At 40.0% G+C, this 21,323-nt stretch carries 22 protein-coding genes; all 22 read left to right on the forward strand.

Translation table 11 applies throughout. The annotated features are described in order from the left end of the window. The first annotated feature begins 90 nt into the window (after nt 1-90). The 22 genes from J7E63_RS17515 (at nt 91) to J7E63_RS30200 (ending at nt 21,273) form a co-directional block, all read left to right on the forward strand. On the forward strand, nt 91-744 hold the full coding sequence (locus J7E63_RS17515) for a tetratricopeptide repeat protein (protein WP_215014669.1): 654 nt from the start codon (nt 91-93) through the stop codon (nt 742-744). Nucleotides 745-776: 32 nt separating this feature from the next. Next, entirely contained in the window at nt 777-3,221 is a 2,445-nt protein-coding gene (gene recD2 / locus J7E63_RS17520) for an SF1B family DNA helicase RecD2 (protein ID WP_215014671.1), read from the forward strand. A gap of 33 nt (nt 3,222-3,254) precedes the next feature. Further along, entirely contained in the window at nt 3,255-3,731 is a 477-nt protein-coding gene (locus J7E63_RS17525) for a PRC-barrel domain-containing protein (protein ID WP_215014673.1), read from the forward strand. Nucleotides 3,732-3,742: 11 nt separating this feature from the next. Then, nucleotides 3,743-3,934, forward strand: a complete 192-nt coding sequence (locus tag J7E63_RS17530) for a hypothetical protein (RefSeq protein WP_168245164.1) — start codon at nt 3,743-3,745, stop codon at nt 3,932-3,934. 86 nt (nt 3,935-4,020) lie between these two features. Beyond that, nucleotides 4,021-4,158 carry a YrzQ family protein gene (locus J7E63_RS17535; protein ID WP_088089078.1) on the forward strand — a complete coding sequence of 46 codons (138 nt, stop codon included), beginning with the start codon at nt 4,021-4,023 and terminating at the stop codon, nt 4,156-4,158. Between the two features lie 131 nt (nt 4,159-4,289). Beyond that, on the forward strand, nt 4,290-5,369 hold the full coding sequence (locus J7E63_RS17540) for an AI-2E family transporter (RefSeq protein WP_215014675.1): 1,080 nt from the start codon (nt 4,290-4,292) through the stop codon (nt 5,367-5,369). Nucleotides 5,370-5,715: 346 nt separating this feature from the next. Next, nucleotides 5,716-8,352 carry an alanine--tRNA ligase gene (gene alaS, locus J7E63_RS17545; RefSeq protein WP_215014677.1) on the forward strand — a complete coding sequence of 879 codons (2,637 nt, stop codon included), beginning with the start codon at nt 5,716-5,718 and terminating at the stop codon, nt 8,350-8,352. Nucleotides 8,353-8,465: 113 nt separating this feature from the next. Further along, complete coding sequence (locus J7E63_RS17550) at nt 8,466-8,732, forward strand: IreB family regulatory phosphoprotein (RefSeq protein WP_066257787.1); 267 nt, start codon at nt 8,466-8,468, stop codon at nt 8,730-8,732. A gap of 3 nt (nt 8,733-8,735) precedes the next feature. After that, complete coding sequence (gene ruvX, locus J7E63_RS17555) at nt 8,736-9,152, forward strand: Holliday junction resolvase RuvX (protein WP_215014679.1); 417 nt, start codon at nt 8,736-8,738, stop codon at nt 9,150-9,152. A 12-nt stretch (nt 9,153-9,164) separates the two neighbouring features. After that, nucleotides 9,165-9,479, forward strand: coding sequence for a DUF1292 domain-containing protein (locus J7E63_RS17560; protein WP_088089074.1), 315 nt, complete (start codon nt 9,165-9,167; stop codon nt 9,477-9,479). A 204-nt stretch (nt 9,480-9,683) separates the two neighbouring features. Continuing rightward, nucleotides 9,684-10,808 carry an endolytic transglycosylase MltG gene (gene mltG / locus J7E63_RS17565; RefSeq protein ID WP_215014681.1) on the forward strand — a complete coding sequence of 375 codons (1,125 nt, stop codon included), beginning with the start codon at nt 9,684-9,686 and terminating at the stop codon, nt 10,806-10,808. Between the two features lie 300 nt (nt 10,809-11,108). Next, nucleotides 11,109-11,759 (forward strand): O-methyltransferase, encoded by a 651-nt coding sequence (locus tag J7E63_RS17570; RefSeq protein ID WP_215014683.1) that lies wholly within the window; start codon nt 11,109-11,111, stop codon nt 11,757-11,759. Then, nucleotides 11,756-12,685 carry a peptidase U32 family protein gene (locus tag J7E63_RS17575; protein ID WP_215014685.1) on the forward strand — a complete coding sequence of 310 codons (930 nt, stop codon included), beginning with the start codon at nt 11,756-11,758 and terminating at the stop codon, nt 12,683-12,685. The genes J7E63_RS17570 and J7E63_RS17575 overlap by 4 nt, the downstream gene beginning before the upstream one ends. 14 nt (nt 12,686-12,699) lie before the next feature. Continuing rightward, nucleotides 12,700-13,971, forward strand: coding sequence for a peptidase U32 family protein (locus J7E63_RS17580; RefSeq protein WP_214731598.1), 1,272 nt, complete (start codon nt 12,700-12,702; stop codon nt 13,969-13,971). Nucleotide 13,972: 1 nt separating this feature from the next. Next, nucleotides 13,973-14,608, forward strand: a complete 636-nt coding sequence (gene udk, locus J7E63_RS17585) for a uridine kinase (protein ID WP_088089069.1) — start codon at nt 13,973-13,975, stop codon at nt 14,606-14,608. A gap of 163 nt (nt 14,609-14,771) precedes the next feature. Then, nucleotides 14,772-15,248 (forward strand): transcription elongation factor GreA, encoded by a 477-nt coding sequence (gene greA / locus J7E63_RS17590; protein ID WP_098934406.1) that lies wholly within the window; start codon nt 14,772-14,774, stop codon nt 15,246-15,248. Between the two features lie 76 nt (nt 15,249-15,324). Further along, the gene (locus J7E63_RS17595) at nt 15,325-17,085 is read left to right on the forward strand and encodes a peptidoglycan D,D-transpeptidase FtsI family protein (RefSeq protein ID WP_215014687.1); all 1,761 of its coding nucleotides are present in this window, start codon (nt 15,325-15,327) and stop codon (nt 17,083-17,085) included. 116 nt (nt 17,086-17,201) lie between these two features. After that, entirely contained in the window at nt 17,202-17,900 is a 699-nt protein-coding gene (locus J7E63_RS17600; protein WP_215014690.1) for a YrrS family protein, read from the forward strand. 313 nt (nt 17,901-18,213) lie between these two features. Further along, a complete protein-coding gene (gene mtnN / locus J7E63_RS17605; RefSeq protein ID WP_215014692.1) occupies nt 18,214-18,909 on the forward strand; it encodes a 5'-methylthioadenosine/S-adenosylhomocysteine nucleosidase in 696 nt (231 codons plus the stop codon). A 17-nt stretch (nt 18,910-18,926) separates the two neighbouring features. Beyond that, a complete protein-coding gene (locus J7E63_RS17610) occupies nt 18,927-19,850 on the forward strand; it encodes a PLP-dependent cysteine synthase family protein (RefSeq protein WP_215014694.1) in 924 nt (307 codons plus the stop codon). Nucleotide 19,851: 1 nt separating this feature from the next. Continuing rightward, a complete protein-coding gene (locus J7E63_RS17615) occupies nt 19,852-20,985 on the forward strand; it encodes a bifunctional cystathionine gamma-lyase/homocysteine desulfhydrase (RefSeq protein WP_215014696.1) in 1,134 nt (377 codons plus the stop codon). A gap of 162 nt (nt 20,986-21,147) precedes the next feature. Next, the gene (locus tag J7E63_RS30200) at nt 21,148-21,273 is read left to right on the forward strand and encodes a hypothetical protein (RefSeq protein ID WP_285289947.1); all 126 of its coding nucleotides are present in this window, start codon (nt 21,148-21,150) and stop codon (nt 21,271-21,273) included. The last annotated feature ends 50 nt before the right edge of the window (nt 21,274-21,323 follow it).

Genomic DNA, 21,323 nt, shown 5'->3' on the forward strand with positions numbered 1-21,323 from the left:
CCATATTATGGGTTACAGTTCATTCTAGGAGTCAGGCTTTTTTTTTAATAAAATATGATATACTTTCACTTAGGATTGGAGCTGATTTAAATGGATAAAAACCAATTAGGTGTGAAATATATGCAGGATGGCAACCTGGAAGAGGCGGCAAAGGCCTTTAATGAAGCCATTCAAGAAAACCCAAACGACCCTGTTGCCTATATTAATTTCGGAAATGTACTTTCCGCTGTTGGGGACGACGAAAAGGCACTTAATTTTTATCAAAAAGCAATTGAAATAGATGAAAACGCTGCGGCGGCTTATTATAGTATTGGAACCTTGCTATTTAGTAACGACCTCTTCAACGAAGCAAAGAATATGTTTGAGACTGCTATGAAGAAAGGCCTGCAATCAAGTGACAATTACTTCATGTTGGGGCTGACACTTGTTCAGTTGGACCAAGGGAAATTTGCGCTTCCATATTTACAAAGAAGCGTCGAGTTAAATGAAAATGATGCGGAAGCACGTTTTCAATATGGGTTATGCCTTGCACAGCTTGAGTTAATTTCTGAAGCGCTGATTCAATTTGAAAAATGTATCGAACTAGATCCGGAACATTCCGATGCCTATTATAATTTAGGTGTAACCTGCGCTTTTCAAGAAAATCCTGAGAAAGCAGTTGAAATGTTTAATAAAGCACTTGAAATTCAACCCGACCATTTACTTGCTGGTCACGCGAAAAAGTTAATCGAAGGTAACCAGTAATTCTTCTTATTTTTCAGAAAGGAGGGAGCCAAATGGAAAAGCAAGATACACTTGATTTATTTACTGAACAAGGAAAATTCGTAAAAGGAAGACCGATTGTGACCATTTTTCACAATGAACAAAACCTTTACACGGTGCTAAGGATTCGCGTCGATGAAACGAATCATCCTTATGAGGACAAAGAAGCAGTGGTCACCGGTTATTTTCCGAAAATTCATGAACAAGAGACCTATATCTTTTTCGGAGAATTTAAGGATCATCCAAAGTTTGGGATGCAATTTCATACCAATCATTTTCGCAAGGACATGCCCCAAACGAAACAAGGGGTTATCAACTATTTATCTGGAGAAATGTTCAAAGGGATCGGAAAAAAAACCGCTGAAAACATTGTAGAAACCTTAGGAGAAGACGCCATATCCAAAATTCTTAATCAGCCGTCTTTGATGGATTCCATACCAAAACTCCCTCCTGAAAAAGCAAAATTACTTTACGATACGTTGATGGAGCATCAAGGACTCGAGCAAGTGATGGTTGCTTTAAATCAGTATGGATTTGGACCGCAGATATCGATGCGGATTTATCAAGCCTATAAAGATGAAACACTTGACATTATGCAGAAAAATCCATATCAACTGGTTGAGGATATTGAAGGAATCGGTTTTGGGAGGGCCGATGAGCTTGGCTACCAGCTGGGTATTTCCGGAAACCATCCTGACCGGATCAAAGCAGCCTGTCTCTACATCCTTGAAAATGAAAGCATGCAAACAGGGCATGTATACATAAATGCTGAAGACTTATTGGAGCAGGTAAAAGCATTATTAGAAGATAACAAGCGAGATCAAATCGACTACATAGATATATCCAATGAGGTCATTAAGCTGCAAGAAGAGGGTAAATTAATGGGGGAAGAGAAACGAGTTTACTTGCCTTCTTTATATTTTGCAGAAAAAGGGCTTGTGACGAATATCCACCGGATCCTTGAACAAACCGAATATAAAGATCAATTTCCCGAATCTGAGTTTCTGCTATCGTTAGGAAGTTTAGAGGAACGGCTTGGGGTCCAATATGCACCGACGCAGCGAGAAGCCATCCAAACGGCGTTAATGTCGCCGATGTTGATTTTAACAGGTGGACCCGGAACAGGGAAAACGACTGTTATTAAAGGGATTGTTGAGCTTTATGCCGAATTGCATGGCTGTACTTTAGAGCCTAAGGATTACCATAAAAAGGGGGAGCCATTCCCATTTTTGCTTGCAGCACCGACTGGTAGAGCGGCAAAAAGAATGAGTGAATCGACGGGACTTCCAGCGGTAACCATTCATCGTCTTCTCGGATTTAATGGGCAGGAAGGATTTGACCGTGATGACGCGAGCCCGCTTGAAGGGAAAATTATCATTGTCGATGAAACGTCGATGCTTGATATTTGGCTTGCTAATCAACTGTTTAAGGCACTCCCTGAAAATATTCAAGTCATTCTAGTCGGGGATGAGGATCAATTGCCCTCCGTAGGACCAGGCCAAGTTTTAAAGGATATGCTGGAATCTGAACGGATTCCCACGGTCCGCCTAACCGATATTTATCGCCAGGCAGAAGGTTCGTCAATAATCGAGCTTGCCCATGAAATCAAAAAGGGTTATTTACCTGCCGATATAACGGTGAAGCAAGCAGACCGTTCATTTATCAAATGTTCAACAGCGCAGGTATCTCAGGTTGTAGAAAAAGTAGCTCTAAATGCCAAGAATAAAGGATATTCGGCAAAGGATATTCAAGTATTAGCCCCTATGTATAGGGGTCCTGCCGGAATCGACCGTTTAAATGTATTGCTGCAAGAAATATTTAATCCCAACCCTGACGGCAAGAGGAAAGAAATTGCTTTTGGCGAGGTGAAGTATCGGATTGGTGATAAGGTTCTACAGCTTGTAAACCAACCAGAAAGTAATGTTTTTAACGGGGATATTGGGGAAATCATCTCGATTATTTATGCGAAGGAAAATACCGAAAAGCAGGATATGATTTATATTTCCTATGAAGGCAATGAAGTTGAGTATACAAAGCAGGACTTAAATCAAATCACGCATGCGTATTGCTGTTCTGTTCATAAATCGCAGGGCAGTGAATTTCCGATTGTCATCTTACCGGTGACAAGAAGTTATTATCGGATGTTACGTAGAAATTTGATCTATACAGCGATTACCAGAAGTAAACAATCCTTGATCCTTTGCGGCGAAGTAGATGCGCTTAAACTGGGCGTTGAAAGAGCGGATGAACTCTCTAGACAAACAACCCTATGCCAAAAGCTCCAGGAATCGATTACAGCTAGACCAAATGCTGAAGAAAATCATGAATCAACCGTTCTTAAAGCAGCAGAAGGTGAAAATTCTACCGGTGGCTTGTCCTACGAGGATTTATTCATACAGGAAGATCCAATGATTGGCATGGAAAACGTTTCACCTTATGATTTTATGTTAAATGACTAACACTATAAATGTTCACAGGAGGTGGGACACTCTTTGCGGACATTTTCGTTACTGAAAGGACAGTCTGTTTTTAATACAAAAAGCGGCCAGAAAATTGGTGAGGTTTGTGATTTATGTATCTCAAGTAACGGTAAGGTAAATGGCTTACTGATTAAAAAAGGCGTTTTTTTCAAACAATCCTTTTTTCTGGACATCGAGAAAGTGGCTTCCTTCGGCTTAGATGGAATAATGATTGATGACGACGGCCATTTGGTAAAACTGAAAGATGACCCAGAATATACACTTACTCATCAACATTCACTAGATGGAATGATGATGCTATCTAAGAGCGGGGAATCGCTTGGATTGTTAAAAGATGTATATTTTCAGGAAGAATTGGGCACAATCATAGGGTACGAAATCACGGATGGCTTCTTTTCGGATCTTACGGAAGGCAAACAAGTCATTCAATCCGGGAAGCCCTTAGCTATCGGAAAGGATGCCATTATCGTAGATGTAAATAATACGTGAGGTGTCTTTCCATGTTTAAGTGTCCCAATTGTCAAAGCAAGGATATCGGTAAAATTGGTATCAACCAATATTATTGCTGGAATTGCTTTATTGAACTTACAGTAAACAAAGGCCTAATCAGTACCCATCAAGTCGAAGAAGACGGGTCACTTAGTTCCTTAGATGATTTGTTTGAAGAAGAAGAGCGTCGTTACACCCTTTAAGATAAAAAAGCGGAAGCGCTTGTGTTAGACCGTTATCAAAGTTAACCATGTAAACTTATTTAACGTCTATTAAAGAGGTGAAACGTATGAATAAAATGATGACGACGACGATGATTGCTATTGGTGCTGGGATGGCTGCCTATACTGTGGCCTCAAGAAACAATATGATGTCAGCCCGAAATATGAAAAGAATGACAAAGAAAGTAAGACGCGCGATATTTTAGAACTGAATCCCCCTCAATTTCGAGGGGGATTTTTGCGTTTCGGTTCATACCTGTTAACATGCGCTACCGCTTTTCTGATGCATAATTCCACCAAGTGTCTCTAAAACTAACATAAATGGGAGGCTAAAAACGTGGAGATTCAAATGAAATGGTATTACCGCATCGGGTTTTTACTCCTTTTATTAATTGCCATCTATGTGTTTCTAAAAATCCGCTTTGTTTGGATGCCTGTCTTTAGGGTAGCAACAATTATTATCCTCCCTTTTGTGATTGGAGGATTTATCACCTATTTGCTGCATCCAATTGTCGAAAAATTACATCAAAAAGGCTTGCATCGAGGACTTGCTATTTTTCTTATCTATATTTTATTTTTTGGTGGTCTGGGTATTTGCGTATATAAGGGAGTTCCGGCGATGATCGACCAAATAAAAGACCTCTCCGAGAGCGCGCCAGTTTTAGCAGAGCAATACAGAGGATGGGTTAATAAGCTTCAATCGCACACAAGAGAATGGCCCGACGGCTTGCAAACTAGAATTAATGATGGAATTGATGCGTTTGAAAAAAAGCTCGATTCTCTTTTGTCAGTCATTGTAAATATTTTAATTAGTTTTTTTAATTCTGCATTAATTATGATGATCATTCCGTTCATTGCCTTTTATATGCTAAAGGATTTTCAATTGATTAAACGATCCCTATGGTATATTACCCCTAAACAGTGGCGGAAGAAGGGGACACTTTTCCTAAAAGACGTTGATGAATCGCTGGGCAGTTACATAAGAGGGCAACTTCTGGTATGTGTGATCATTGGCAGTGTCTCAGCCCTTTTGTTTTGGATATTTCATCTAAAATACTCTTTAATTTTAGGCTTGATTGTTGGAGTGACCAATGTCATTCCCTATTTTGGACCCATCATCGGAGCTGTTCCAGCAGTCATCATCGCTGCCACATCGTCCGTAAAATTAGTTGTGATTACAATGGTGATTGTTTTTGGGCTTCAATTTCTAGAAGGAAACATCCTATCTCCATTTATTGTAGGTAAAAGTCTTCATATGCACCCCTTAATAATCATGATGGCGTTAACCGCTGGGGGGGAAGTCGGTGGAATACTTGGACTTATCTTGGCTGTTCCTGTTTTAGTGGTAATAAAAGTGGCTATTATTCACGCGAAAAATCATTTTATTCGCAGGAAAGCAAAAGAACCTTCCACATAAGCGGGTGATAGATTGACAAACTTTTTTCGGGTAGCTATAATTCGTGATATAGAATGATTATTTGTATGAAAATGTTGAAGGATTGAGTATGTTGTAGACCATCTGTAACGCATTTGCGTAGAAGAGAGGAGCTTCCCTGGCTGAAAGAAGCTCTAGATGAAGGACGACAGAAAGCTAATCTGGAGTGCAGCTAACCACTGCCGTATTCCTGCGTTACAGGATTATTGAGAGATGGATACGTGTTGTGTATCCGTAATCAGGGTGGTACCGCGAGACAAGCTTTCGTCCCTGTTTTTGGGATGAGGGCTTTTTTGTATGCTTTTTTATAAAAAAGGAGGGTCTACTAATGAAAAATTTAACAGGTTCACAAATTCGTTCGATGTTTTTAGAGTTTTTTAGTAAAGAAAAAGGTCATACTATTGAACCGAGTGCTTCACTTGTGCCGCATGATGATCCATCACTATTATGGATTAACAGTGGGGTCGCAACTTTAAAGAAGTATTTTGATGGCCGTGTCGTTCCTGAAAATCCTAGAATTACAAATGCGCAGAAATCTATCAGAACCAATGACATTGAAAATGTCGGAAAAACAGCTCGCCACCATACATTCTTTGAAATGCTTGGTAACTTTTCAATCGGTGAATATTTTAAAGTAGAAGCTATTGAATGGGCATGGGAGTTCTTAACGTCTGAAAAATGGATTGGCTGGGATCCAGAACTTCTCTCGGTTACGATCCATCCTGAAGATCACGAAGCCTATGAAATTTGGCATAACACCATTGGTCTGCCAGAGGAGCGCATTATTCGTCTTGAAGGGAACTTCTGGGATATTGGCGAAGGCCCAAGTGGTCCGAATACAGAAATTTTCTATGACCGCGGTCCAGAGTATGGAAATGATCCTACGGATACTGAACTCTACCCTGGTGGTGAAAATGACCGTTATCTTGAAGTCTGGAACCTAGTATTTTCTCAATTTAACCATAACCCGGATGGTACCTATACACCGCTGCCAAAGAAAAATATTGATACGGGGATGGGCTTAGAACGAATGGCTTCCGTTGTTCAAAACGTGCCTACTAATTTTGATACAGATTTATTTATCCCTATTATTCGTGCAACAGAAGAGATTTCCGGCGAAAAATACGGACAGAACAAAGAGACCGATGTTGCGTTCAAAGTAATTGCAGACCATATTCGTACGGTTGCCTTTGCGGTCGGCGATGGGGCATTGCCTTCAAATGAAGGTCGTGGCTATGTACTGCGCCGCTTGCTTCGCAGGGCTGTTCGGTATGCTAAACAAATTAATATTAATCGTCCATTTATGTTCGAACTCGTTCCTGTCGTAGGCGAAATTATGGATGATTTCTATCCGGAAGTGAAAGACAAGACCGATTTTATTCAAAAAGTCATCAAAAGTGAGGAAGAACGCTTCCATGAAACACTTCATGAAGGCTTAGCGATTTTAGCAACTGTGATTAAGAAGGAAAAAGAGAAAGGCAGTGAAACCATCACTGGTGCTGATATTTTCCGACTTTATGACACATATGGGTTCCCGGTTGAATTAACAGAGGAATATGCTGAAGAAGAGGGCATGAAGGTTGATCATGAAGGCTTTGAAGTAGAAATGGAGCAACAGCGTGACCGTGCCCGGGCAGCAAGACAAGATGTCGACTCGATGCAGGTCCAAGGCGGTGTCCTTAGAGATGTTAAGGTTGAAAGTAAGTTTGTCGGCTATGACGAACTTAAAACGAATTCTACTGTGGCAGCAATCATTAAAAATGGTGAACTTGTCGACAAAGCATCTAGTGGCGAGGAAGTACAATTAATTCTAGATGTGACACCGTTTTATGCAGAGAGCGGTGGGCAAATTGCTGACCGCGGTTTGATAACAGGTGTAGATTCTAGCATAACGGTTAAGGATGTTCAAAAAGCACCAAATGGTCAAAACCTTCACCAAGTCGTTGTTAAATCAGGAACCTTAACAACGAACGACAAGGTGACTGCTGAGGTTGATGCTGAAAACCGCGTGAAGATTATTAAAAACCATACAGCAACCCATTTGTTACATCAAGCCTTAAAAGACGTTCTAGGCGAACATGTAAACCAAGCTGGTTCCCTTGTAGAACCAGATCGTCTCCGCTTTGACTTTTCGCATTTTGGTCAAATTAAACCAGAAGAACTTGAACAAGTCGAGAAAATCGTTAATGAAAAAATCTGGAGAAACATCGAGCTTGACATCAGCTTAAAGCCAATTGCTGAAGCAAAAGAAATGGGGGCAATGGCTCTTTTTGGAGAAAAATATGGTGATATTGTCCGTGTAGTAAGGGTTGGCGATTATAGCCTAGAGCTTTGCGGCGGCTGCCATGTTCCAAATACATCTGTGATTGGGTTGTTTAAAATTATTTCTGAAGGCGGAATTGGTGCTGGAACGAGAAGGATTGAAGCGGTAACCGGGGAGTCAGCTTACAAATCATTAAATGAGCAAGTGAGCTTGTTAAAGGATGCAGCTGAGAAACTAAAAACCAATCCGAAAGAAATTGTTAATAGAATTGATAGTTTAATGCTAGAAATCAAACAACTTCACAGAGAAAACGAATCTCTTTCAACAAAACTTGGGAATATTGAAGCCGGAAATCTCGTATCAAAGGCGAAAGAAATTGATGGGGTAACAGTGTTAGCTGCAAATGTTCAAGGTGCTGATATGAATAACTTAAGAAATATGGCTGATGATTTGAAGCAAAAACTGGGCTCTGTCGTAATTGTTCTAGGTAGTGCCCATGAAGGAAAGGTTAACTTAATTGCAGCAGTTACCAAGGATTTAATTGAAAAAGGTTATCATGCTGGAAAGTTAATCAAAGAAGTTGCTTCTCGCTGCGGCGGCGGCGGCGGCGGTCGTCCTGACATGGCTCAGGCAGGTGGTAAGGATCCGGAAAAATTGGATGCTGCACTTCAATTCGTTGATGAATGGGTAAAATCCATTTGATAATAGGACAAAGTAGTGTAAAATGTAGGTAACTAAGCTAAAAAGCGGAAGTGCCCAGGCGCTTCCGCTAGACAATACAATTCTCTCCTCAAATAAAAAGCGAGGTGTATGCAATGAGCTCATTTGACAAAACGATGCGATTTAATTTTCCTGAAGAACCGTTTGAGCATGATATAAATGACGTTCTTCTTCAAGTTTATGAAGCTTTGCAGGAAAAAGGCTACAATCCGATCAACCAAATTGTTGGTTATCTTTTATCAGGAGATCCTGCCTATATTCCGCGTCATCGCGATGCCCGCAATATTATTCGCAAACTTGAACGAGATGAAATTATTGAAGAATTAGTGAAATCCTATCTAAAACAACAGCGAGAGGGTTAATGAATGCGCGTATTGGGTTTAGATGTAGGCACTAAAACAGTCGGTGTCGCTTTAAGCGATGAATTTGGCTGGACTGCCCAGGGCCTTACAACTCTCAAAATCAATGAAGAAAAAAATGTGTTTGGTTTTGAGGAAATTGGTCAATTAATAAAAGAGTATCAAGTAGATACGGTTGTCATCGGTCTGCCTAAGAACATGAACGGGACGATTGGACCGCGCGCAGAAGCGAGTATGCAATATGCAAAAGAAATTGAAAGTAAATTTGCAGTGCCAACTGTCCTTTGGGATGAGCGTCTAACAACAATGGCAGCTGAGCGCGTATTACTTGAAGCCGATGTGAGTCGGAAAAAACGTAAGAAAGTAATTGATAAGATGGCTGCGGTGATGATCCTGCAAGGCTATCTGGATAGTAAAAATTAATGAGGTGAAGAAATGGCACACGATCACGAACACGAACATGATGAAGAACAATTTATTACACTGGTAGACGAAAATGGTAACGAACAATTACATGAAGTGCTTTTTACTTTTGATTCTGATGAGTTCGAAAAATCTTATGTATTCTTTTATCCTGTAGGATCTTTTGATGATGATGAAGAAGATGTTGATATTCATGTTTACGCTTATATTCCTACGGAAGATGGCGGATATGGTCCGTTATTGCAAATTGAAACGGACGAAGAATGGGACATGGTTGAAGAAGTATTCAATACCTTCAATGAGGACCAAGAAGCGGAAGAAGAATAGAATATGGATAAACCGGCTGATTTAATAGCCGGTTTTTTTTGGTCTTTACCTAATTTTTCGTATTAAAAACTGACAAATTTATTGTTAAATTGACATTTTTCTTACTATGTGCTGAAATAATTAAGATGTCTATTTTTTTAATGTTACACATTAATAGTTTGCAAAACCTAGATATGCGTTGGTATAAAGGGAAGGGGGAGTCAAATGACAACAGACAAAAAAGATGTTATCCGTAAAAAAATGCTTGAACATCAAAACGAAGCAAAAGTTGTCAGAAAAATTGTTTTGATTATTTCAATTATATTGCTATTATTAATAGTTTTAATTAGTGGTGGAGGATATTTGTACATAGAATCAGCACTTAATCCTGTTGACGCAGGTAGTAAGAAACTGAAAACAGTGGATATTCCGATTGGCTCATCAGTCACAGGTATCGGCGAAAAGTTAGAATCAAGCGGGATCATAAAAAGTGCAAAAGTATTTAAATATTATGTAAAGCTTAAGAATGAAGGCGGGTTTATGGCAGGGGAGTATCAACTAAGTCCTTCCATGGATGTCCCCGAAATCGTTAGCCGTCTAAAAACCGGTAAGGTACTGGCTAAGGCCAGTTTCAAAATTACAATTCCTGAAGGAAAACAACTGAAAGAAATTGCAGCCATGATGGCGAAAGCAACAAAACAGAAGGAAGATGTTGTTTTTAATAAATTAAATGACAAAGAATTTATTAAAACGCTAATGGCAAAATATCCGGATATTTTAACCGAGGAAATCTTAAATTCTTCAGTAAAATATCCACTGGAAGGTTATTTATTCCCGGCGACCTATCCGTTCTACAAACATAATCCCACTGTTGAAGAAATGGTCACTGCTATGCTTGATAAAACCCGGACGATTGTATCTGCCTATTCAGAGCAAAGTAAGAAAAAAAAGCTATCTGTTCATCAACTATTAACCATGGCCTCATTGGTTGAAGAGGAAGCGACCGAAAAATCGGACCGTAAAACGATTGCGAGTGTTTTTTATAATCGGATCGAAAAGGGTATGATGCTCCAAACCGATCCAACCGTTCTCTATGCTCAAGGGAAACACAAGGAAAGGGTGTTATATGAAGATCTTGAAGTGGATTCACCATATAACACATACCAAAATACGGGTCTGCCTCCAGGTCCAATTGCCAATGCCGGAAAATCTTCGATTGAAGCATCACTTGAGCCTGAGAAGACTGACTATTATTATTTCTTGGCAACGGCAGATGGTGATGTTATTTTTACAAAAACTCTGGAAGAGCATAATAAGGAAAAAGCAAAGCATATTACAAGTAAAAATTAATTGCATTACGGAGGAAATGTTATCATTCCTCCGTTTTTCTGTTGAAATATTATACTGATCTATGTTAAAATAGTTCAAGTGTTTTAATAAATGATCCATAGCGTAACTCACAGTAAGGTAACCTGGCCATAGCTGCCTGGAACGCATTATGTCGGAATTCTACCCGTTAATGCTGAAGATTACTGTGAACGCTATTTTTTCATGTCTAAATAGTTTTATCTATAGAGATAATAAAAGTATTTGACTTAGAGAATTGCTAGCCCAAGCGCAATTCTTATTAGGGATAGAGGTGAGGGCAGCTTGTTAAATGAGAAGCTGCATTCTTATATTGAAGGTCTTATTTCTGAACGAAATCTATTGTTTACAGAAATGGAAAACTATGCGAGTGTTCATAATGTTCCTATTATGGAACTGTCAGGTATAGAAACGATGCTGCAATTATTACGAATTAACGATTCAAAGAAAATACTTGAGGTGGGAACAGCGATAGGTTACTCTGCTTTACGGATGGCAGAGGCGCTCCCCAATGCCCATATTGTTACAATCGAGCGCGATGTTGACCGTATACACTTGGCTGAACAGTTTATCAGTCGTTCGGAACATAGTCATCAAATCACTTTAATCGAGGGTGATGCACTAGAGGTTGAGGATGCCGTAAGAGGACATGCCTCTTTTGACGCGATTTTTATTGATGCAGCGAAAGGTCAATATAAAAAGTTTTTTGAAATCTATTCTAAATATCTAACGAATAATGGGCTGATTATTACCGATAATGTTTTGTTTAAAGGCCTGGTTGCTGAACCTGTTATTGAAACAAAAAGAATACGTAATCTCGTCAAAAAGATTGATGAATTTAATCACTGGTTAATGAATCATCCGGATTTTGATTCTGTTATATTACCCGTCGGGGACGGGGTTGCGATAAGCAAAAGGAGAGGTGATAGGATATGAAAAAATCAGAATTACTGGTAACTCCTTTGACTGTCAATGATATCTTGCCATTATGTGAAGCTGGTGCAGACGCGTTTGTGGTCGGTGAACAACGGTATGGCTTACGACTTGCAGGGGAATTTAACCGAGAAGATGTCCAAAAGGCGATCGAACTAGCCCACTCAAAAGGGAAAAAAGTATATGTGGCCATGAATGCGATTTTTCATAATGAAAAAATTGAAGAGCTCGGCGATTATATTCAATTTGTATCAGCGGCAAAGGCTGATGCGATAATTTTTGGTGATCCTGCCGTTTTAATGACGGCAAGAGAAGTTGCCCCAGATATGAAACTGCACTGGAGCACCGAAACAACAGGAACAAACTGGTACACCTGCAATTATTGGGGCAGAAAAGGTGCGAAACGGGCAGTGTTAGCACGAGAAATTAATATGGATGCGATCGTTGAAATGAAAGAAAATGCGGAAGTGGAAATCGAAGTACAGGTTCACGGCATGAGCTGTATGTTCCAATCCAAACGTTCGCTGCTAGGAAATTATTATGAGTACCAAGGAAAAGTAATGGAAATTGAAAATCGAAATATGCAAGAAAACATGTTTTTACATGATAAGGAACGAGAAAATAAATATCCAATCTTTGAAGACGAAAACGGTACACATATTATGAGTCCTAATGATATTTGTATCATTGATGAACTTCAAGAGATGCTTGAAGCGGGTGTCGACTCTTTTAAAATCGACGGAATCCTAAAAAGCTCTGAATATATTCTTGCAGTAACAAAGGCTTACCGTGAAGCAATTGATTTGTTTAGCGAAGATCCGGATGCTTATGAAGATAAAAAGGACGAGTTGTTAGCGGCAATTGAAGAAATTCAGCCGGCCAATCGTTCATTAGATACAGGATTTTATTTCAAAGAGACGGTTTATTAAGGAGGGGTTCAGCTGTGAATACAGTTAAAGATAAGATTTCTGAAATTATCGACGGAAAACGTGTCATTGTAAAGAAGCCGGAACTCCTTGCTCCAGCAGGTAATCTTGAAAAATTAAAAATTGCTGTCCATTATGGTGCAGATGCCGTATTTATCGGCGGCCAAGAATATGGACTTCGTTCAAATGCCGATAACTTTACCTTCGAAGAAATGAAGGAAGGAGTGGAGTTTGCGAGAGAATACGGAGCAAGAATTTACGTGACCACCAACATTTTCGCTCATAATGAAAATTTGGACGGTTTAGATGAATATATCCTTGGGTTGAAGGAAACTGGGATTGCGGGAATAATTGTCGCTGACCCGTTAATTATTGAAACTTGCCGCCGTCTTGCTCCGGAAATTGAAATCCATATAAGCACACAGCAATCACTCTCCAACTGGAAAGCTGCCCAGTTTTGGAAAGAGGCAGGGGCAGAACGTGTTGTCTTGGCACGTGAAGTAAGTGCAGAAGAAATTAGAGAAATGAAAGAAAAGGTCGATGTTGAGATTGAAACCTTTATTCATGGGGCGATGTGTATTGCCTATTCCGGACGTTGTACATTGAGCAACCATATGACTGCAAGGGATTCGAACCGCGGTGGCTGCTGTCAATCATGCCGCTGGGATTATGACCTTTACAAGTTAGAAGGCAGCAACCAGGAAGTTGCCCTTTATGAAGAAGGTGACGCACCGTTTGCAATGAGCCCGAAGGATCTTAATCTAATTCAAGCCATTCCACAAATGATCGAACTAGGTATCGATAGTTTGAAAATCGAAGGCCGAATGAAATCGATTCATTATATCGCAACAGTTGTCAGTGTTTATCGTAAAGTGATCGATGCCTATTGCGCGGATCCTGAGAATTTTGTCATTCAGAAAGACTGGCTATTGGAACTAGACAAATGTGCAAACCGGGAAACGGCTCCTGCATTTTTTGAAGGTGTGCCAGGGTATAAAGAGCAAATGTTTGGTAATCATAGCAAGAAGACAAATTTTGAATTTGTAGGACTTGTTCTGAATTATGACGAAGAAACAAAAATGGTTACACTTCAACAACGTAATCATTTTAAACCAGGGGAAGAAGTAGAGTTTTTCGGACCTGAAATTCAAAACTTTACCCATGTCATTGATAAAATCTGGGATGAAAAAGGTATTGAATTGGACGCAGCAAGACATCCACTTCAAATTGTACAATTTAAAGTGGACAAACCGGTCTACCCTAACAACATGATGCGAAAGGAGAACTAGCATGATGCGCAAACCCGTTGTTATTGGTGTAACCGGCGGCTCCGGCTCCGGAAAAACCAGTGTAACAAAAGCAATTTATGAAAGTTTGAAAGATCATTCCATTTTGGTGCTAGAACAGGATTATTATTATAAGGACCAGAGTGATTTACCATTTGAAGCACGTTTAAAAACAAATTACGATCATCCACTTGCCTTTGATAACGACTTACTGATCGAACATATCGAAAAGCTTTTACGCTATGAGACGATTCAAAAACCGGTTTATGATTATTCAATTCACACCCGTTCTGACAAAGTGATTCCAGTTCAACCCCAAGATGTTATTATTTTAGAGGGAATCTTAGTCCTTGAGGACGAGCGGCTCCGGAATTTAATGGACATCAAGTTGTACGTTGATACAGATGCTGATTTAAGAATAATCCGCCGTTTGACTCGTGATATTAGAGATCGCGGTCGGACGTTTGATTCTGTCATTGACCAATACTTAAATGTTGTTCGTCCGATGCATAATCAATTTATTGAGCCTACGAAACGATATGCAGATATTATTATCCCTGAAGGCGGCCATAACCATGTGGCGATTGATTTAATGGTCACAAAAATTCAAACAATTCTTGAACAAAAGTCAATTTTATGAAACAATAGCAAAAGATAAGTCTAAATAGAAAAATTCAGACTGGAAAAATTATTTTTGTTGCGCGCCCTTTTATTAAAGGACGCGCTACTATCTATTATGCTGATTGGCATAATATTACATATTTTACATACACAATTCTTAATGACTAGAAGGAGTGAGGGTTTTGGCAACAGAGAAAGTATTTCCAATGACACAAGCAGGTAAAGAAAAACTTGTCCAAGAACTTGAATACTTAAAATCAGTGAAACGTAAAGAAGTGGTTGAAAGAATAAAAATCGCAAGAAGTTTCGGGGATTTATCTGAAAACTCTGAGTATGATTCTGCGAAAGAAGAACAGGCTTTTGTTGAAGGGCGTATAACAACTTTAGAAAATATGGTTCGCAATGCGAAGATTATTGCAGAGGCCGCTATGGCGAGTGACTCTGTAACATTAGGAAGTTCCGTTACATTTGTTGAGCTCCCAGATGGGGATGAAGAAACGTATTCCATTGTTGGAAGCGCTGAAGCTGATCCATTTGAAGGGAAGATATCAAACGATTCACCAATCGCCAAAAGCCTTTTAGGTAAAAAAGTAGGCGACCAAGTTTCGGTTCAAACTCCCGGCGGTGAAATGAGCGTCCGTATCGTCAGCATTAAATAATCGAAATTATAACTATTCTTTTGAATATTGTTTGAAATAAGAAAACCTCGTCAAAACTTTTGACGAGGTGTTTTTTATGTGGCGAAGACGAGCCATTGGGTGGCTTATTATTTCTATTACAGGTTTGTTGTTGCTTTTAGTACGTTTAATGCAAATTCAGTTAATTGAGACAGAAACCTTTTCTAAACATAACGTAAATTTACTCGAAGAAAGTGTCAAACAAAGAACTCAAGAACTGGTAATTGATAATGGCAGAGGTAACTTTCTTGACCGAAATGGTGCAATGCTCACGCATAAAAAGGTGGCAGTTCTCGTCCTTTTTCCCTTTTTGAAAAAAATGGATTGGGAGGCCGACAAGGTTTCAAGTATTTCTGGAATACCAGTAACTGTCCTTAAAATGGCTGTTGAAGGGGCGAAAAAGCCTTTTGCCTATGGTGACCCTGAACCATATGAACTTACTAGTTCACAAATGGAAAGAATCAATAGCTTAAAAATACCTGGTGTATTTGCGATAGAAAAAAAGTTTGAACGTGCCCAAGTACCAGCGGAACAGTTGCTTGGGATGACAGGTGAAAATTCTAAAGAGTTAAAGAAGCGATATCCGAGTAAGGAATTGTCGGAGAAAACCTTAATTGGCGTGTCAGGGCTGGAGGAAAGTTTTGATGAATTCCTGCTCCCTGAAGGTAAATCAAAGCTGGTTTATCATGTTGACGGCGGTGGTGCACCGCTTTTTGGAATTAATGTAAGATATGTAGATCCGGCCAATCCGTTTTATCCTGTCAATATTCGGACAACCCTGGATAGGACACTTCAGCAAAAAGCGGAGAATTTAGTTGACCACTATCAGATAAAAAAAGGGGGCTTGGTTCTCCTTAATATTCAGGATAATAGCGTGTTGTCACTTGTTTCGCGGCCAACGATTAATAAAAATGACCCCTACAATGGTGCTGGAATGACAAATATGATGTTGAAGCAACAGATAATGGGCTCAGTTTTCAAAACGGTTGTAGCGGCTGCAGCCATAGACCATAATCTTGATGACCCGAAGCGTCTATTTGATTGCAGTAAGAAAATCAATGGTAAACCAGAGTTAAAATACAATTATGGAATGTTGGATTTCACGAATAGCTTTGCAAGGAGTTGTAATCGTACCTTTGGAGAGCTAGCTAGTGAATTACAAAAAATGAATCCCAATCTTTTAGAAGATTATGCAGAAAAATTGTCACTTACCGGTTCGGTTGGCTGGCAGGGGGATATCTATCATACGAATGATTTTAAACAGCTCGCGGATGAGGATAAAGGAAGAGTGTTTCTTTCTGAGGACGCTAGGAAGGACGCTAATTTCGCCGCGATGTCCGGAATTGGACAACATGAAGTACGGGCTACCCCTCTAGCCGTCGCTAATATGATGGCGACGATCGCAAGAGGTGGTGAAAAAGAGATGGTTAGGGCCGTATCAAAAATTGAATACAAAAACGGTACGACGATGGTTAATTTTCCGGAGCAAAGCTTAAAAGGAGATACCATTTCTCCCTATACCGCGATGAAGTTGCAAAAGTTATTGCGGGAAGTTGTCTTGAACCCGAACGGCACAGGAAGATGGTTTAAGGACTTGCCTTATGAGGTAGCAGGAAAATCAGGCACAGCTGAAACAGGAAAATATGAAGCAGGCAGGCAGTTGCATAATAAATGGTTCGCCGGTTATTTCCCTTACGAGAACCCCAAATATGTACTGGTGGCAGTGAATTTGGATGTACTAGATTCAGAGGGCGGGGTAAATTTGTTATTTGCTGATATTGTTAAAATGCTGTATGAAAAAGATAAGGGGATGCAATAGGTAATGGTTTTTCCTTCAAGTTCTCATAAAATCATGTTAGAATATTGAGAGTCTATAAATGTCTGGCTCCTTGTACCAAGGGGAGCTTCCGTATTTTATTTTAGGAGGGAATTAATTTGACTAATGATTTGAATTCTAATTCGCGTTCAGGTTACCGTTCGAAAAGAAAAAAGACCAATATCGTCTTAAATAGTTTAATCATCGTTGTGCTCTTACTAATTATTTTTGTCGCATATAATATCTTTGCTACTGGAAATGACAATGCATCACCAAAAAAGGAAAGTACAAAAACAGAGCAAAAGGAAAATAAAGATGAACAAAAAGAGTCTGAAACTGTCACTACAAATGACGATGACAGTGTAACTGATCCTGCTGCAGAAGAAGAAGAACTAAGTGAAGATGCTGCGACACCAGAGGATTCTTCCACATCGGAGGATACTACGACACCGGAAGATGCAGATGAATCACAGGCTGTGGTGACAGAGGGAGACGGCAATTCGAATGTGATAAAAGCAACCGAAAATCCAGCTTGGCAGCCTGTTGGTACTTCGCAAACAGGCGAGCATACTCCAGTTTATGACGAGTCTTCCGCTGACTGGCAAGAAATGTTAAATGCCATTTCTTATGCAACTGGTTTAGACAAAGGTAATATGACCGTTTATTGGCTGGGAAGAGATAGGTCTACCACAAATGGCTCGTTTGGCACCGTCGCTTCAAAAGATAAACAGCAAAAGTTTAATGTATATCTCCAATGGGTTGATGGTCAAGGTTGGAAACCTACCAAGGTGGAAGAACTGGCTGAATTAAATCAGTAATCGATATTGAAAAAACCTCTCGAAATCTCGAGAGGTTTTTTGTGATTTTAGACATTTCGAGACAATCTCACAATAAAATAGTGACGAATTTGCAAAATATGATAAGTTGGGAACAGGTTTTTCACGAACCCATAGTATACTCATAGGATTGATGTATTCAATTAGGAGTGAATATGTAAGAAGGTGCAGCACATTGTAGCATGCTCATTACAAAAGCGGTAGAATAGTGTTTGCGGATACAATGTATGGTTCCGAGGAAGATTATAAGCAGTAAATCTGATAATAATTATGAATACAAGAAAGAGGTCACAGTATGAAAATAGCAATCATTGGAGCAATGGAAGAAGAAGTAACTTTACTTAGAGACAATATCGACAATCAAACACAGGAAACTATAGCAGGCTGTGAATTTACCTTTGGAAAAATGCATGGAGTGGATGTCATTCTGCTTCGTTCTGGAATTGGTAAGGTCAACGCTGCCATGTCATCTACTATTCTGCTTGAAAAATATAAGCCTGATTGCATCATCAATACAGGGTCTGCTGGTGGCTTTAATCCTGCACTAAATGTAGGTGATGCCGTTATTTCAACGGAGGTTCGCCATCATGATGTAGATGTAACTGCTTTTGGTTATGAATATGGCCAGGTTCCGCAGTTGCCAGCTGCCTTTTTAGCGGACGAAAAATTAATTACAGTCGCAGAAGAAGCAGCATCAGAACTTGAAAACTTCCAAATTGTCAAAGGCCTAATTGTCACTGGAGATTCTTTTATGGAGGACCCTGTCCGTGTCGATTTTGTCCGGTCAAAATTTCATGACCTGCAAGCTGTCGAAATGGAAGCAGCAGCAATCGCACAAGTGGCTCACCGTTTTGGCGTACCTTTTGTCATTATTCGCTCACTTTCTGATATTGCTGGAAAAGAATCTGAGGTTTCTTTTGACCAATTTATCGATAAAGCGGCAACTAATTCTGCGACATTAGTTATGAAAATGGTGGCAGCTTTACGATAGTTAGTAGAGGTGGAAAAATGAAGGTTTACAAAAATGTACATGAACTAATTGGGCATACACCTATTGTCGAGATTACACAATTTCCTTTGTCTGAGGGAGTTCGTATTTTTGCAAAACTAGAATTTATGAACCCTGGAGGCAGTGTAAAAGACCGCCTTGGGATCGAACTGTTAAACGAAGCTTTTTCAAGTGGGAAATTGCAGGCGGGCGGAACAGTTATTGAGCCAACGGCAGGGAATACCGGGATTGGCCTAGCGCTTGCGGCTATAAACAAAGGAATTCAAGTAATATTATGTGTTCCTGAAAAGTTTAGTATCGAAAAGCAAGAGCTGATGAAAGCACTAGGGGCCAAAATCGTTCACACGCCAACAGAAATGGGGATGAAGGGCGCGATTGCAAAGGCTGAGGAGCTTCTAAAAGAAATTCCAGGGTCTTATTGCCCCCAGCAATTTGCCAACCCTGCTAACCCCGCTACGTATTATAAAACGCTTGGCCCTGAACTCTGGGATCAAATGGACGGTCAAATTGATATCTTTGTTGCTGGCGCAGGTACAGGCGGAACATTTATGGGGACTGCTCGGTATTTAAAGGAGCATAAAAAAGCAGTTAAAACGGTTATCGTTGAACCGGAAGGATCGATCCTAAATGGCGGGGAATCTGGTCCGCATCGGACCGAAGGCATCGGAATGGAATTCTTGCCAGGGTATATGGACCCGGACTACTTTGATGCAATCCATACTGTTCCGGATGTGACAGCCTTCAACCATGTAAAGGAATTAGTTGTAAAGGAAGGACTTCTAGTCGGCAGTTCTTCTGGGGCAGCTTTTTATGCTGCACTTAAAGAGGCAGAAAAGGCAATGCCTGGAACAAATATTGTGGTTATTTTTCCAGACGGCAGTGAGCGTTACTTAAGTAAGAAGATTTTTGAAGGAGGGATTTAGCATGAAAAGAAAAACGCAACTTATTCATGGAGGAATTAGTAACGATCCAGCTACTGGTGCAGTTACCTTTCCTATTTATCAAGTGAGTACATTTAAGCAAGAAGGTGTCGGCGGACATAAAGGCTTCGAATATTCACGAACAGGAAATCCGACCAGACATGCGCTTGAGGAATTGATCAAAGAGCTTGAAGGAGGCAAAGCTGGATTTGCCTTTGGTTCTGGAATGGCAGCCATGACAGCTGTGATGATGCTGTTTAACAGTGGGGATCATGTGATCTTAACTGATGATGTTTACGGCGGCTCATTTCGGGTAATGACGAAAGTATTGAATCGATTGGGAATTGACTCTACCTTTGTGGATACAAGTAAATCTGAAACGATATTAAGCGCGATTCGACCAAATACAAGAGCCATTCATTTAGAAACACCTACAAACCCGCTTCTAAAGATTACTGACATTGAAGCTGTCGCAAAGCTTGCGAAAGAACATAATCTTTTAACTATTGTTGATAACACGTTTTCGACGCCATATTGGCAAAACCCTATCGAACTTGGGGCGGATATTGTCTTGCATAGTGCCACAAAATACCTTGGCGGGCACAGTGATGTGGTCGCAGGTTTAGCTGTGGTAAATAGTGAAAAGCTTGCTGAGGAGCTCCATTTTGTGCAAAATTCTACCGGTGGGATCTTGGGACCGCAAGATTCATGGCTGTTAATTCGCGGAATTAGAACACTCGGAATTCGCTTAGAAGAGATGGAAGCAAATACAAAAGCAATTGTTGAATTCCTACAAGGGCACACAAATGTAAAAAAAGTTTACTACCCTGGAATTGAAACTCATCCCAATCATCAGATCGCTAAAAAACAAACAAGAGGGTTTGGCGGAATGGTTTCGTTTGATGTCGGGAGTGCTGATAATGCAGACAAATTACTTAGTAAAGTGAAATATTTTACCTTGGCAGAAAGCCTTGGAGCAGTTGAAAGCTTAATCTCAGTACCAGCAAGGATGACCCATGCGTCAATTCCAGCAGAGCGCCGAACTGAACTAGGGATTACCGATGGCCTAGTAAGAATCTCAGTAGGCCTAGAAGACGTAGAAGACCTTATTGAAGACCTAGAGAATGCATTAAAATGATTGGGTGTCAGGCACCATGTGAAAAATTCACATGGTGCCTGACACCTTTTTAGGCTTTTGATTTAATTTAAAAAAAGTTTCCACAAAAAGGTTTACAAAGTATTTGTGTATGGATATAATTACCGTAGTAAGTAAAAAATTCCAAAAAGGAGGTCGAGGAAAATGATGTTTACATTAACTGGAGCGATTGCGTTAAACGGTATGGTATCAGCAGCTGGAATGAACGTAACAATTGAATATGAATATCAAACATTCGACCAGTCTGGAATGGATTGCTTAATTTTTTAAATTAAGTTGCTATACATATCCATGCCGCAGGGAGAATGACGCCTTGCGGT

The organism is Bacillus sp. ISL-75, from assembly GCF_018613095.1.

Bases quoted from the DNA above. Each gene is read 5' to 3' on its own strand.
- J7E63_RS17515 (WP_215014669.1), top strand. From the start codon at position 91: ATGGATAAAAACCAATTAGGTGTGAAATATATGCAGGATGGCAACCTG.
- recD2 (WP_215014671.1), top strand. From the start codon at position 777: ATGGAAAAGCAAGATACACTTGATTTATTTACTGAACAAGGAAAATTC.
- J7E63_RS17530 (WP_168245164.1), top strand. From the start codon at position 3,743: ATGTTTAAGTGTCCCAATTGTCAAAGCAAGGATATCGGTAAAATTGGT.
- J7E63_RS17535 (WP_088089078.1), top strand. From the start codon at position 4,021: ATGAATAAAATGATGACGACGACGATGATTGCTATTGGTGCTGGGATG.
- alaS (WP_215014677.1), top strand. From the start codon at position 5,716: ATGAAAAATTTAACAGGTTCACAAATTCGTTCGATGTTTTTAGAGTTT.
- J7E63_RS17550 (WP_066257787.1), top strand. From the start codon at position 8,466: ATGAGCTCATTTGACAAAACGATGCGATTTAATTTTCCTGAAGAACCG.
- ruvX (WP_215014679.1), top strand. From the start codon at position 8,736: ATGCGCGTATTGGGTTTAGATGTAGGCACTAAAACAGTCGGTGTCGCT.
- J7E63_RS17560 (WP_088089074.1), top strand. From the start codon at position 9,165: ATGGCACACGATCACGAACACGAACATGATGAAGAACAATTTATTACA.
- mltG (WP_215014681.1), top strand. From the start codon at position 9,684: ATGACAACAGACAAAAAAGATGTTATCCGTAAAAAAATGCTTGAACAT.
- J7E63_RS17575 (WP_215014685.1), top strand. From the start codon at position 11,756: ATGAAAAAATCAGAATTACTGGTAACTCCTTTGACTGTCAATGATATC.
- udk (WP_088089069.1), top strand. From the start codon at position 13,973: ATGATGCGCAAACCCGTTGTTATTGGTGTAACCGGCGGCTCCGGCTCC.
- J7E63_RS17595 (WP_215014687.1), top strand. From the start codon at position 15,325: ATGTGGCGAAGACGAGCCATTGGGTGGCTTATTATTTCTATTACAGGT.
- mtnN (WP_215014692.1), top strand. From the start codon at position 18,214: ATGAAAATAGCAATCATTGGAGCAATGGAAGAAGAAGTAACTTTACTT.
- J7E63_RS17610 (WP_215014694.1), top strand. From the start codon at position 18,927: ATGAAGGTTTACAAAAATGTACATGAACTAATTGGGCATACACCTATT.
- J7E63_RS17615 (WP_215014696.1), top strand. From the start codon at position 19,852: ATGAAAAGAAAAACGCAACTTATTCATGGAGGAATTAGTAACGATCCA.
- J7E63_RS30200 (WP_285289947.1), top strand. From the start codon at position 21,148: ATGATGTTTACATTAACTGGAGCGATTGCGTTAAACGGTATGGTATCA.